This is a genomic window from Helicobacter ailurogastricus (genome assembly GCF_001282945.1).
Taxonomy (GTDB): Bacteria; Campylobacterota; Campylobacteria; order Campylobacterales; family Helicobacteraceae; genus Helicobacter; species Helicobacter ailurogastricus.
The window spans coordinates 355,209-367,190 of sequence record NZ_CDMG01000009.1; the positions used below are offsets into that span (position 1 = coordinate 355,209).

At 47.6% G+C, this 11,982-nt stretch carries 14 protein-coding genes; 4 read left to right on the plus strand and 10 right to left on the minus strand.

Features of this window, described 5'->3' with window-relative positions:
• Positions 1-30: 30 nt before the first annotated feature.
• The 10 genes from HAL07_RS07145 to HAL07_RS07190 are packed head-to-tail and all read right to left on the minus strand — an operon-like array spanning position 31 to position 7,930.
• Positions 31-405, minus strand: a complete 375-nt coding sequence (locus HAL07_RS07145) for a YkgJ family cysteine cluster protein (RefSeq protein WP_053940681.1) — start codon at positions 403-405, stop codon at positions 31-33.
• Positions 405-974, minus strand: a complete 570-nt coding sequence (locus tag HAL07_RS07150) for a hypothetical protein (protein WP_053945574.1) — start codon at positions 972-974, stop codon at positions 405-407. The genes HAL07_RS07145 and HAL07_RS07150 overlap by 1 nt, the downstream gene beginning before the upstream one ends.
• A complete protein-coding gene (locus HAL07_RS07155; RefSeq protein ID WP_053945575.1) occupies positions 974-1,501 on the minus strand; it encodes a PilN family protein in 528 nt (175 codons plus the stop codon). The genes HAL07_RS07150 and HAL07_RS07155 overlap by 1 nt, the downstream gene beginning before the upstream one ends.
• The gene (locus tag HAL07_RS07160) at positions 1,485-2,507 is read right to left on the minus strand and encodes a DUF8341 domain-containing protein (protein WP_053940678.1); all 1,023 of its coding nucleotides are present in this window, start codon (positions 2,505-2,507) and stop codon (positions 1,485-1,487) included. The genes HAL07_RS07155 and HAL07_RS07160 overlap by 17 nt, the downstream gene beginning before the upstream one ends.
• Positions 2,507-3,130: a lysophospholipid acyltransferase family protein gene (locus tag HAL07_RS07165; protein ID WP_370695967.1), complete on the minus strand. Its 624-nt coding sequence runs from the start codon at positions 3,128-3,130 to the stop codon at positions 2,507-2,509. Before HAL07_RS07165 ends, HAL07_RS07160 begins: the two co-directional genes overlap by 1 nt.
• Entirely contained in the window at positions 3,127-4,419 is a 1,293-nt protein-coding gene (gene miaB / locus HAL07_RS07170) for a tRNA (N6-isopentenyl adenosine(37)-C2)-methylthiotransferase MiaB (RefSeq protein WP_082355946.1), read from the minus strand. The genes HAL07_RS07165 and miaB overlap by 4 nt, the downstream gene beginning before the upstream one ends.
• An 8-nt stretch (positions 4,420-4,427) precedes the next feature.
• The gene (locus tag HAL07_RS07175; RefSeq protein ID WP_053940677.1) at positions 4,428-4,670 is read right to left on the minus strand and encodes an HP0268 family nuclease; all 243 of its coding nucleotides are present in this window, start codon (positions 4,668-4,670) and stop codon (positions 4,428-4,430) included.
• A 57-nt stretch (positions 4,671-4,727) separates the two neighbouring features.
• Entirely contained in the window at positions 4,728-5,954 is a 1,227-nt protein-coding gene (gene mqnF / locus HAL07_RS07180) for an aminofutalosine deaminase family hydrolase (protein ID WP_053945576.1), read from the minus strand.
• Entirely contained in the window at positions 5,944-7,191 is a 1,248-nt protein-coding gene (locus HAL07_RS07185) for an amidohydrolase family protein (protein WP_053940675.1), read from the minus strand. Before HAL07_RS07185 ends, mqnF begins: the two co-directional genes overlap by 11 nt.
• A 10-nt stretch (positions 7,192-7,201) precedes the next feature.
• Positions 7,202-7,930 (minus strand): cytochrome c biogenesis protein CcdA, encoded by a 729-nt coding sequence (locus HAL07_RS07190; protein ID WP_053945577.1) that lies wholly within the window; start codon positions 7,928-7,930, stop codon positions 7,202-7,204.
• Between the two features lie 88 nt (positions 7,931-8,018).
• Between HAL07_RS07190 and HAL07_RS07195 the strand changes: the two genes are divergently transcribed.
• From HAL07_RS07195 to HAL07_RS07210, 4 genes are read left to right on the plus strand one after another with little or no spacing between them, the layout of a single operon-like run.
• Positions 8,019-9,413 (plus strand): DEAD/DEAH box helicase, encoded by a 1,395-nt coding sequence (locus HAL07_RS07195; RefSeq protein WP_053945578.1) that lies wholly within the window; start codon positions 8,019-8,021, stop codon positions 9,411-9,413.
• Positions 9,414-9,431: 18 nt separating this feature from the next.
• Positions 9,432-10,337, plus strand: coding sequence for a branched-chain amino acid transaminase (locus tag HAL07_RS07200; RefSeq protein ID WP_053945579.1), 906 nt, complete (start codon positions 9,432-9,434; stop codon positions 10,335-10,337).
• Positions 10,338-10,346: 9 nt separating this feature from the next.
• The gene (locus HAL07_RS07205; protein WP_053940671.1) at positions 10,347-11,432 is read left to right on the plus strand and encodes a prohibitin family protein; all 1,086 of its coding nucleotides are present in this window, start codon (positions 10,347-10,349) and stop codon (positions 11,430-11,432) included.
• Positions 11,432-11,965, plus strand: coding sequence for a DUF2393 domain-containing protein (locus HAL07_RS07210; RefSeq protein ID WP_197271557.1), 534 nt, complete (start codon positions 11,432-11,434; stop codon positions 11,963-11,965). The genes HAL07_RS07205 and HAL07_RS07210 overlap by 1 nt, the downstream gene beginning before the upstream one ends.
• Positions 11,966-11,982: the final 17 nt, after the last annotated feature.

Below are 11,982 nucleotides of genomic sequence, written 5' to 3' on the forward strand. Positions count from 1 at the left end.
AGGGAGAGTATATAGTATAAAAAACATGTTTTAGTTAAAAGGGATTTGGACCCCGGGGCAGAGCGCGCACAACTGCTTAAACCCTTCTTCGCTTTTGAAGACTTCCCAAAAGGGGAAGGTCCTACACTGCTTGGGGCGCACGGGATAAATTTGGCAAAGTTTGGTCTCTTCATCCAAAAACACGCAGGCATAGCCCTCTTTAGGGTCTCTGGCGGGTTTTTCTAGCAAGCTGTAATGGTAGGCGACTTTTTTAATGTATTTCAGAGTGAAAGTTTCAAAGGGCAAATTTAAAAATTCACTGATTGCCTGCATTTCAGACGGCTTGACAAAAATATAGCCCTCTTGGCCCAAACAACACTTTGCTCCACACGCCATGCAAGCCTTGGGGTTAAAACTAAAATCCATTAGTGGCCAACCGACCCGTGATCGACATGCACGCCAAAGTCCAAAAGAAAGGCGTTTTCATTTTTAGTGATGGTGATGGGAAATTCAATCTGCACATGCGCGCTGATGCGCACCAAGTCGTCAAAGAAGGCGTAAAAGTCTTTTAAATTGCGCGCGTGCGCGCTCACCCGCAATTTCTTGCGGATGAAGTGTCCTAGGGGATCGGTGCGACTGCTTTCTTCTCGGATTTTGATGTGGGTGAAGTGCTGGTTTAATAGGATTTTTAACGCGTTGATTAAAGCGCTGTAATCGGGGGGTTGGAGCAAGTGGCTATTGTGCTCTTTTAAAGAGCGGTAGCTTTGCAAGATGCCAACAAAGCCTCTGCGCTGGTAGGCCACAATGGTGGCTTGCTGGCGGGCATCGGCATCTTGGGAGCGGTAGTCGTCTATCTTTGGATAAAGCCACAGGCCCACACTCACCATCGCGATCACCACAAAAACTATAAAGAAGATGAAGTTTTTAACGAGATTCTCAAATGCCAAATCCTTGGCGTAGCGGCTCATGTAGAGTTGCTCTAGATCTTGTTCCATCAGTTGGTCGCCTTTTCAATGAAGGGTAGATCAGAAGAGTTCGTGGAAATAAATTTATACCATCCATTGCCTAGGGGGGTGAATTCAACATGGCTGTTTTCAAAGATCGAGTCGAGTCGCTGTTGGATCGTGTTTTTAAAGATTTCTTTAGAAGGCACAACCCCCTGAAACACTAACCTAGAATAATCGATGGTGATGGAGCTGATGGTGATGGAGTCGGGGATTATTTCTAAAACCCCTTGGATGGAGTCCTTGGCATTGACGGCGTAGGTGGCCCTGTTTTGCAAGGTTTGGATGGTTTTTTTGGCGCGCTCTATGCTCTCTTTGATTCGGTCGGCTTCGTGCTTATAGATGTCGGCTTGTACCTGAGAAATCCTTGCGTGTGTTTGGGTAACTTTAATATACTCTTGTAAAAAATAGGTCAGCCCATAAACAACCCCTACAGAGAGCAGGATATAAAAAATCCAAATCTTAGTGAGTAGCCCTAGTACGTGCTTAGGAAAAGGTTTGCTATAACTCAGCTTCATTGTATTGCTCTTTTTTCGCCAAAATGCTCATGCGCTCGACTAGGGACATAGGCGCGTGTTCAATCTCCAACATGAGTTCATCTTCGAGGACATCAATGAGTTGGTAAGAAATCTCATAAGTGTACAACACCCACACCTTTTGGATAAAGTCTTCAATGTGATAGTTGGGGTTGTCGTAGGCGGTCTTGATCGACTCTTGTAAATACTTGATGATGTCGGTGGCATGAATCATGCTATCCACTAAAGCTTTGGGGTCTTGGGTAGATTCTTCCTCCACTGGTTGGGATGGGGCATTAGTGTCCATGTGTATCAAGTTGGTTTCAATGGACTTTAAAAAGGATTGCAACATTTCCTCTTCGTGTTTGTAACTTTCCTGTTGGATGTCTTGGGTCTGCACCTCTAGATCAGCATCGCTCAAAGTTCTCTCCAAGGGGTAGAATTTGCTATAACAAATGTCTCTGTGGTTGCTCACCATCACAAACAAGCGGGCGTGCTCTAAGAGCGCATAGACCGCCACTCCATCTTCTAAAATAGGTTTAATAAAGCTATACATCAAAAGAAAGGGCGAAAAGATGTAATCGATCTTTTGCATGGTCATGCCAAAAATTCTGCGATCTTGCTCTAGGGATTGTTTGGGGATGTAAAAACAATAGCCATCGATTTCTAGGACAATCAAGTCTTTTTTACGCAAGCCTTTTGGGATGTTTTGCTCAAGTTCGGATTTTTTACACATGCCCTGATCTGCGCTCTTGGCCATCGCGCATAGATAAGAAAAAGGGTAAATATTGACAAAATCGCGAACGTCCTTCATCGCTCTAATGGGGATCTTTCCATTTTTTACGGGATAAACCTTGTTGATGATCTCGCGCGTTCTCCTCCATCTGAGTCGCTCCATGCGGCCTAGCAAAGTCTCGTGGTCTAAATTAAAACAAATAAAGACATCAGAGAAAAATGCGGCGCGCGTGCTGTCGTAAAATATACCTTTTAAAAAACTAAAAGCCCCCATTAAACTGCCTCCATGCGTTGCCTTAAAAGAGTTTTAGCCTCTTGTAAGTCCATTTCTTTGGGGATGAAAATGGGGGAAAACATGTAGTAATTGATGGTCGAAAAAGGCTTAGGCAATTTAAAGCGATCCCAAGTGTTGAGCGTAAAGGCATTGCTAAAAACCACGCGGCAAGCCACCACCCCCACCCCCGTTTTTTGCGCCAAAGCCACCACTCCATCGGCGATGCTATGGCGTGGCCCTCTGGGCCCATCGGGGGTGATGCCAATGTCTGCCCCCGCTTTTAAACGCTTGATCCCCTCGATCAAGACTTTAACTCCGCCCTTTTTGCTAGAGCCACGGATCGCTTCAAACCCAAAGCACTCAAAAAGTTTAGCGGCCAGCCCGCCATCAAAATGTTGGCTGGCGATCACCGACAAGTCTGATTTAGGTTTGATGCGTAAATAGGCAAAGGACATCATTGCAATCTCGCCATGCCACACGCTCATGATAAAGGAAGTGTTGCTAAGCCCCTCGGCTAAATGGAAGCGGTTTTTGCAGGTCTTAAACAAAATCCTCAAGACCCAATAGAGCAAAACGGGCAGGGCGTGCAAAACAAAGCCGTTTCTCAAGTGTTTTAAAATCACACTCTAGCCAGCCTCCCCTTTAAGCTCCCCTTGTGGTGTGCGATCACCTCAACGCGGACGAAATCCCCCACACAAGCCTTGCCAGCCTCAAAGCTGAGTAAGCGCCCATTGTCGCTACGCCCCTCGGCCACGCCCTGTGCAAGTTTTTCCACCAAAACCTCGTGCGTCTTGCCCAGCTCGCCCTTAGCCTTTTGCTCTAAAATCTCTTTGTGGCGACTCTGCAAGCGTTCTAAATGCACGCTCGCCTCCTCTTTGGGGACTTTATTCTCCCATGTGTAAGAGGGGGTGAGCGGGCGGGGGGAGTAGATAAAGCTATATAAAGTGTCAAAGCGCACTTGCTCTAAGATGTCTAGGGTATCCTCAAAGTCTTTGGGTGTTTCGCCCGGAAAGCCCACGATAATGTCTGTGCTGATCCCCACTTCAGGCACCAAAGCTTTTAAGCGGGCGATGCGATCTAAGTACCACTCCCGACTATATCCGCGCTTCATCGCCTTTAAAATGGCATTAGAGCCGCTTTGCAAAGGGATATGAATACTCTTGCACACTTTGGGGTTGGTGGCAAAGCACTCCAAAAAGGCGTTGTCCATGTGTAAGGGGTGCGGGGAGGTGAAGCGGATGCGCTTGATCCCCTCAATTTGGCTTAAATTCTCTAGCAGGGCCGTAAAACTCACCTTGGGGTGATCGGTGCTAAAGCGCGCCCCGTAGTTATTCACATTCTGTCCCAAGAGCAAGAGCTCTTTGACCCCCATTTTGGCTAATTTTTCTGCCTCCCTTAAAAGCAAATCCATAGGGATAGAAATCTCCTTGCCCCTCGTGTGGGGCACAATGCAATAAGTGCAATGTTTGTCGCAACCTATGGAGATGTTTAATAAGGCTTTAATGTGGCTAGAGGTTTGGCTTTCAAAAACATAGGTGCTGTCATCATGGTCTAGGTCGATGGCAACCGCCTTGTCTTGTTTGATGATTTGGCTGATCTTGGACACATTGCGCGCGCCCAAAACGAAATTGACGCTCGGGGCTTTTTTGAGGATTTGCTCTCCCATGTGGCTGGCCGTGCAACCGCATACGCCAATCTTGGCCCCGGGCTTTTTGATCTTAGCAAATTGCCCGATCTCGGAAAATAATTTTCTTTCAGGCTTTTCGCGCACACTACAAGTGTTGATTAAAATTAAATCCGCCTCGCTAGGCTCGCTCGTTTGCGTGTAGCCCACCTTGCCAAGCTCGCCCACCATGTGCTCGCTATCGCGCGTGTTCATCGCGCAACCCATTGTTTCGATGTAAAGTTTCACGAATCGCCTTAGATGATGTGCATTTGGTAAATGAAATCCTTTTCATCTGAGCTGATTTGCACTTCAGATAAATGCACCCGGCAATGCTTCTTTTCTAAAAACGCCACCGCCGCTAACATGTCCTTATGGGCGTTTGTGGGAGCAAAGTAAAAAATGTGTTCGTTTTTTAAATATTTTTGGTGCAACTCTTCCAAACTCAAGCTAGGGGTTTTGCTCTGTTTGCGATCCATTTTAGCTAAACGCAGTTCCATGAAAGACCTCCCGTAAAGTAGCCCTAGAGTTTAGCTGACATTGCCTTAAAAGCCCTTTTAGACCCCAAAGCCACTAAGTTCCCCTTGTATATACAAGTCCAGTACTCTGTGGGCGTGTAAAAGCCAGTGCAACACCCCCTGCAAATCAGCCTTTGCATTGAAGTTAAACACCGCAAAATCCGCCAAAAAGCCCGCTTGCAAACTCCCCCCCTTTAAGCCCAAAGCTTGGCTGGCGTGCAAGGTCGCCCCCAACAAAATTTTAGGCAACACCTCCAAAAGAGGCGTGTTAAACGCAAAAAGGGCCGTGCGCAATTCCTCTAAAAAAAGGGTGTTGTTGTTTGAGCTTTTGCCATCTGTAGCTAGAGCGGTTTTTAAGCCCACTGCGCTGGGGTGTTTTAAGTTTAAAAGTGCCCCGCTCAAAAGGCGGTTAGAGCGGGGGCAGGTGATGATCGTGGGGTTGGCTATGTTTTTGGCGTGCTCTAGATGCGCCTTTGTGGCAAACATGGCATGCACTAAAAGCAGATTTTGCCCCTTAAAAAGGTCTAAAAACTCTAGGGGGCTTGCGTAGTGTGGGGCCGTTAATCCGTGTTTGGCGTAAAAATTTGCAAAATATCCCCCCCGCCCCTTCAAAAAGTCTAACTCCGCTTGCGACTCCAAGAAATGCACGGAAACCACGGGGCTTTTGTGGGTGTCTAAGACTTTCTTAGCTAGGTCTTTATGCACCGAATAGGGGGCGTGGATGGCGATAGCGGGGGTAAATTTAGGGCTTTTGCCCGCTTGGCTTAGAGCGTGGCGCGCGCTAAAAGCCTCAAAAGCGGGAGCAATGTCGGCACTCGCGCCGATGAGCTCATCAAAAAAAACCACCCTTAAGGGGCTCTCTTGCAAAATGTTTCGATCCAATCCATAGCTGCTGATCGCCCCCACGCTTGCCACGCCTTGCAAAAGTTGCTCTTGGATGGCCCTTTGCCCGTGCGCTTGCGCCCGCTTTAAAACTTGGCTTCTTTCAGACATGACAGAGTCTAGCCAGCTTTCAAAACTCCCGTATGCAAAGCTCTGTTTTTGTCCTGCAAATTCAAAGTGGATGTGTGGATTGACTAAGGCGGGCATTAAAAGGGCGTTTTTATAAAAGCGGGCTTTGGCTTTGGGGTGTTTGTCGCATAACTTAGCGTAATCCCCCACTTCTAAAATCTCCCCCTCTTTAAACAACACCCCTCCATTAGACAAAATGTCGAAGTTGGGGTTACACACAAGGGCGCATTTAGCCCCTAGAATTTTAAGCCCCATAGACGATGTCCTCCCCTTGAAAAACAAAACACACCCGCCCTTTTAAACTCTCTTGGTAGTAGGGGCTGTGTGGGTTTTCCACCACACAAGCCCCCTTAAGATCGACTAGCATTAAACGCGCTTCTTTGCCCTCGCACACTTCTGCGCAATTGAGCCCTAAAAAGCGGGCGGGGGTTGCTGCCATTAGGTCTATGAGTTTTTCTAGGCTCACCAAGCCCGTTTGGACTAAGTGCGTGTAAGCCAAAGAAAAGGCGTTTTCAATGCAATGTACGCCAAAGGGGGCCTCTTCAAAGATTTGTTGCCCTTGAGGGGGGCGGGTGTAGTGCAAGCTTGTGAGCATATCGATCTTACCCTCTTGCAAGGCTTTCTGCAGGGCTTTTTGTTGATCTTGGCTCTTTAAGGGGGGCAAAATTTTAAAGCGGGGATCGTAAGTTTGATACACGTTTTCAGTCAAGATTAAATGGTGCAAGGGGGTTTGCACAAACAAAGGCGCGCCTAGATTCTTAAGGCTTGTGGCGATGTGCAAGGCTTCAATCTCCACCACGCTATCTAGCATGGTGTCTATCTTTGTGTGTAGTGCCATGCTGGCGTACTTGCCGACCTCTTTAATTTGGATCAAGGGGCTCACACTGGGCAGCCCTAATTTGTAGGCTAAAGGCGTGGTGTCTGCGATGCCTAGAGTGGGGCGGCCCTCATAGCCACGCACCCCACACACGAGGGGCAACTTTAGCATTTTGGCGTAGTCTAGCGCCGGCAAGAGTTTTTGCCCCTCTAGATTGTAGATATATAAACACGCAGGGCCACTTAGTCCGCTGACTATTTTAGATAAATTTTGCAAGCGTTGGCGGGCGTTTAAGGGGTGCAAACAAATGGGGTCTTTGGCTTTTTGCGCCTCTTTGGGGATGGTGTTTTCTAAAGGGTCCTCTGCCTCTTTAAAGTCTAAGGGCTGCATTTCTGGCTCGTTTAAAGAGTAAAGAGGGGCAAGATCGATGCCCATGATTGCCCCCACGCCACCCTTAAAGGCTTGGGTTTTTAACTCTGTGTAGGTCTTGGCTTGCAAGTTGTGTAAAAACACGCCCAAATCCACAAGACTAGGCAAGAGAGTCAAGCCCTTACAATCAACGCGCCTCTCCGCTTCTTTGGCCTTTAAAGAGGGGCTAATTTGCTCGATGTGCGCGCCCGCAATGCGGACATCGGCCACCCTCCCATCCATCAATTTAGCGTTTTCTAACAACACAAAGATCTCCTTAATTTTGCAACAAAGCTCCTAAGTGCTCCATTTGCCCGCTTAAAATCAACACCCCCATACCAATCAAAACAAGCCCCGAGACGATCTCCACAGCTCGGCTGTAATGACGCATTTTTTTAAGCACTCCAAAAGCTTGGTTGATCAGCAAAGCCACGATCAAAAAAGGCAGGCCAAAGCCCAAGACAAACACGCCTAAAAGCGCCATGCCATAGGCGTGTTCAGCTCCACTAAGCAAAACGATGCTTGTAAAAATAGGGCCGATGCAGGGAGTCCAACCCAGCGCAAAGCTCGCCCCCAAAATAAAGGGGATGAAGCTGTTTAAAAAAGGGTTTTTAAATTCCAAACGCACTTGTAAAGTTTTGCTCTTATACAACCACTTAATGGGCAAGACCCCTAAAAAATGCAAGCCAAAGAGCACCACCAAAGACCCCGCCACAATTCTAACCCAAGGGGCGTTTAAATAGGCGTGCATGATCTTTGCCATAGACACCCCAACGAGCCAAAAGACCAAGCCAAAACCCAAGACAAATAAACTGGCTTTGAATAAGACGGCCAAGCGGGGCGCATTGCCCGCTTTAAGTTCTTCTAAAGAAGTTTGTGAAATGTAGGACATGTAGGCAGGAATCAGCGGCAAAACACAAGGGCTTAAAAACGCCAAAATGCCCGCCAAAAACGAAGCGATTAAGGGGGTTTGGTTAAAAAGCGCTAAAAGGCTGTCGTCCAACATTGACCTATCCTAAGGGTTTTTTGCTATAATACCACGCAATTGTTTAAGCGCACTTAGCATTTATATTTTTAAGGACACTAAGCCACCGATGCAAACCCCCGTTGAAGAAAACATCCAACCCACGAAGTCTTTCAAGGATTTGGGCTTAAACTCTAAGATTTTAAAGTCCATCGCTGAAGTGGGCTTTACACAACCAAGCCCCATCCAAGAGAAGGCGATTCCTGTTGTGCTGGAAGGCAAAGATGTGATCGCCCAAGCCCAGACAGGCACGGGCAAAACCGCCGCCTTTGCCCTACCCATTATCCAAAATTTGCAGAACAATAAAAGCGTGGAAGCCCTCATCATCACCCCCACGAGGGAGCTAGCCATGCAAGTGAGCGATGAGATTTTTAAACTTGGAAAAAGCTCACGCACCCGCACCATATGCGTCTATGGGGGGCAGAGTATCCGCAAACAATGCGAGCTATTGGAGCGCCACCCGCAGGTGATGATCGCCACCCCGGGCCGACTCTTAGATCACCTCAAAAACAAGCGCTTAAAACGCTTTGCACCCAAAGTTGTGGTGTTGGATGAAAGCGATGAAATGCTAGACATGGGCTTTTTAGACGACATTGAAGAAATTTTTGACTATTTGCCCCAAGATGCGCAAATTTTATTGTTTTCAGCCACCATGCCCCCGCCCATTAAAGAGTTGGCTAATAAAATCTTGCAAAACCCCGTGTCCATCCACATCGCCCCCACACATGTTACTAACGCCGACATCTCCCAGCGCTTCTATGTCATCAATGAGCACGAGCGCAACGAGGCCATCATGCGCTTGCTGGATAAAGAAAACCACACAAAGAGCATCATTTTTATGCGCATGAAAAGAGAAGTGGATGAGTTGCACCAGTTTTTGAGCGCCAAGGGCTACAAGACCACGCCTTTACACGGAGATATGGAGCAAAGGGCGAGGCAGGCTTCTATCAAAGCCTTTAAATCTAAAGAAGTCGATGTTTTGATCGCCACCGATGTGGCTAGTCGGGGGTTAGACATCAGCGATGTAAGCCATGTGTTTAACTACCACCTGCCCCTAAACACCGAGAGTTATATCCACAGGATCGGGCGCACGGGGCGGGCGGGCAGAAAGGGCGTGGCGATCACTCTAGTAACCCCCCTAGAGTATAAAGAGTTGCAGCGCATGCAAAAAGACATCGGCTCTTCGCTTGAACTCTACGAAATCCCCCACATGGATGAAGATCGCTTGGTCCAAGCCCTCTGCAAAGTCGAAGTGGATGCGGAGGTGGTGAGTTTGTACGAGCAACTGACCGAGCAGTTTGAACCCTCTCAGTTGGTGCTAAAACTTTTAAGTTTGCAATTTAAGAGCCATAAGGTGGATTTAAACCACATTTTTAACGCGCAAAAGCCAGCTGGGGTTAAAAAACCGCCTAGAGGTGCAAGGTCCCACAGAAGTGGGCACTTTAAGGATTCTAGGCGCAAATAAACACGAGAAAGGCAATATATGAATTACCCATTTATTTGGCAAGATGGTGCTTTGATCCCTTTCGATCAAGCCAAAATCCATGTCCTCAGTTATAGTTTGCACTATGCAAACCTTGTGTTTGAAGGCATCCGTGCCTACAAAGGCAAAGAAGGCTTATTTGTTTTCCGCCTGCACGATCACATGCAACGGCTTTTGAATTCGTGCAAGGCGGTCATGCTCGACATCCCCTATTCAGTCGAGGAGCTCAACCAAGCCACTTTAGAAACTTTAAGGGCTAATCGGTGCGATACAAACACCTACATCCGCCCCTTTGTGTTCATGGGGCTAGGCACTTTGGGTATTTGTGCGAGCAACCCCCCCATCCACACGGCTATTGCCACCGTAACTTGGAGGGACAACCCCCACGAGGGCATTAAGGTCAAAACCAGCTCTTATAGAAAACCCAGCGTGCAATCGACTTTAAACAAAGCCAAAGCCAGCTCCAACTACCTAAACTCGCAGTTATCCAAACAAGAAGCTTTAAATTGCGGGTGCGATGAGGCCTTGTTGCTCGACACTCAGGGCTTTGTGGCCGAGGGCGCGGCCGAGAGCTTTTTTATGGTGGCTAAGGATAAACTCATTGTCCCCCCCCTAGATTACTCTTTAGATTCGATCACCCGCCAAACCATCATCGAGTTGGCCGAGCATTTAAAAATCCCTATGGTGCATCGCCACATTGTGCGTGAGGAAATTTACAGCGCACAAGAAGCCTTTTTTGTGGGTACAGGCATGGAGATTTTGCCCATTAAAACCCTAGACTTTAGACCCATTGGCACAGATAAAAATCCCATCACCAAAGCCCTGTTTGACACCTATATGAAACTCGTAAAAGGTGAAATCTCGGGCGATTTGGAAAAATTCGCGCACTATATTGTCCGGGTTTAAAGGAAATTTATGCCCATTGATCTCAACGAGCATCTAAAAAAAAAGCAAGGCAATCAGCCCGAGCCCCCCAAAATTCCGCCTAAAAACAACACCCCTTTTAAGCCCCCCTTGGGGCCGAATATATGGCAGTCTAAGAAATTCACTTCTTTAATCGTCCTTTTCATCCTCGTTGCCGTTTTGTTTTTGGCTAAACCTTTTATGGTGATCCAATCAGGCGAGATCGGCATTAAGGTGACAGCGGGGCGTTACGACCCCATCCCTTTACAGCCCGGGATACACTTTTTTATCCCCCTCGTGCAAGATGTTTTGGTGATCGACACGAGGGTGCGCACCATTAACTTTTCGCGCACAGAAGACATGGGGATTGTAGGCAAAAATCAGGGGATTTTTAGAAACGATGCGATCAATGTGATGGATTCAAGGGGGCTTACCGTCTCTATTGAGCTTACCGTGCAATACCGCCTAAACGCCCAAACCACGCCCCAAACCATCGCCACTTATGGCCTCAGTTGGGAGCAAAAGATCATCAACCCCGTGGTGCGCGATGTGGTGCGCTCTGTGGTGGGGCGCTACCCGGCTGAGGATTTGCCCATCAAGCGCAACGAAATCGCCGCCCTCATCAACACGGACATTAACAAAGAAGTTTCTAAACTCCCCAACGCCCCCGTACAGCTCACCTCTATTCAGTTAAGAGAAATTGTTTTGCCCGCCAAGATTAAAGAACAAATCGAAAAAGTCCAAATCGCCCGCCAAGAATCCGAGCGGGTGAAATACGAGGTGGAGAAAGCCAAACAAGAAGCCCAAAAAGCCGCCGCTTTGGCTAAAGGCGAGGCGGACGCAAATCGCATTAAAGCACAAGGCATCGCCGATGCGATTGTGATTGAGGCAAAGGCAAAATCTGCTGCCAATGTCAGCATCGCGCAGAGTCTGAGCGACAAGCTTTTAAGCCTGCGTCAAATCGAGACGCAGGGGCAATTTAACGAGGCTTTAAAAACCAATCAGAACGCCCAAATTTTCTTAGTCCCCGGTGGAGCGGTGCCTAACATTTGGCTAGACACCCACAGCCGCCAAAAAGCCATGTCTGCCCATAAGTGATGGACACCACCGCCCTTTTACACACAATCCTCGTTCATTTAAAAATCTTTTGGGGCAATGTCAGCCCCTTTGCTTTGGTGGTTTTTGGAGTGCATTGTGCATTTTTTTTGTGTTTTTTTATCCCCGGTCTGCTCTTTAGAGGGTTTATGTCCTATTTTTTCTACGCTTTGGCCGCATCGTGCATGTTTGGCGCACCCATTGCAGTGCGTTATGTCTTGGAGCAACAATTATTTAAAATCCAAACCCACATACAAGAGGCCTTTTCTTTCACTTACACCAACGCTTTCATCGCAAAAGTCCATGTAAAGAATGTCGGCCGCCTCTCCATTAACCAGTGCGTTTTGCGCCTAGATGTCCTGCGCCCTTCACACAATAGACTCCAAGCATACCTGCACCAATGGGTGTTTGAGCACACCTACACCCAAACTTTTAAGGTGTTTTTAGCCCCCGGCCAAACTAAAGACCTTGTGATGGACATTGAGGCCTACCCCTATAAGCAAACCCCCTTTAATCTCTCGGCGAGTTGCTATTGATGGTTTTTTTGCATTTT

Coding starts and splice junctions, on each gene's coding strand:
- HAL07_RS07200 (WP_053945579.1), top strand. CDS start 9,432: ATGAATTACCCATTTATTTGGCAAGATGGTGCTTTGATCCCTTTCGAT.
- HAL07_RS07210 (WP_197271557.1), top strand. CDS start 11,432: ATGGACACCACCGCCCTTTTACACACAATCCTCGTTCATTTAAAAATC.
- HAL07_RS07195 (WP_053945578.1), top strand. CDS start 8,019: ATGCAAACCCCCGTTGAAGAAAACATCCAACCCACGAAGTCTTTCAAG.
- HAL07_RS07190 (WP_053945577.1), bottom strand. CDS start 7,930: ATGTTGGACGACAGCCTTTTAGCGCTTTTTAACCAAACCCCCTTAATC.
- HAL07_RS07145 (WP_053940681.1), bottom strand. CDS start 405: ATGGATTTTAGTTTTAACCCCAAGGCTTGCATGGCGTGTGGAGCAAAG.
- HAL07_RS07155 (WP_053945575.1), bottom strand. CDS start 1,501: ATGAAGCTGAGTTATAGCAAACCTTTTCCTAAGCACGTACTAGGGCTA.
- mqnF (WP_053945576.1), bottom strand. CDS start 5,954: ATGGGGCTTAAAATTCTAGGGGCTAAATGCGCCCTTGTGTGTAACCCC.
- HAL07_RS07150 (WP_053945574.1), bottom strand. CDS start 974: ATGGAACAAGATCTAGAGCAACTCTACATGAGCCGCTACGCCAAGGAT.
- HAL07_RS07160 (WP_053940678.1), bottom strand. CDS start 2,507: ATGGGGGCTTTTAGTTTTTTAAAAGGTATATTTTACGACAGCACGCGC.
- HAL07_RS07175 (WP_053940677.1), bottom strand. CDS start 4,670: ATGGAACTGCGTTTAGCTAAAATGGATCGCAAACAGAGCAAAACCCCT.
- HAL07_RS07205 (WP_053940671.1), top strand. CDS start 10,347: ATGCCCATTGATCTCAACGAGCATCTAAAAAAAAAGCAAGGCAATCAG.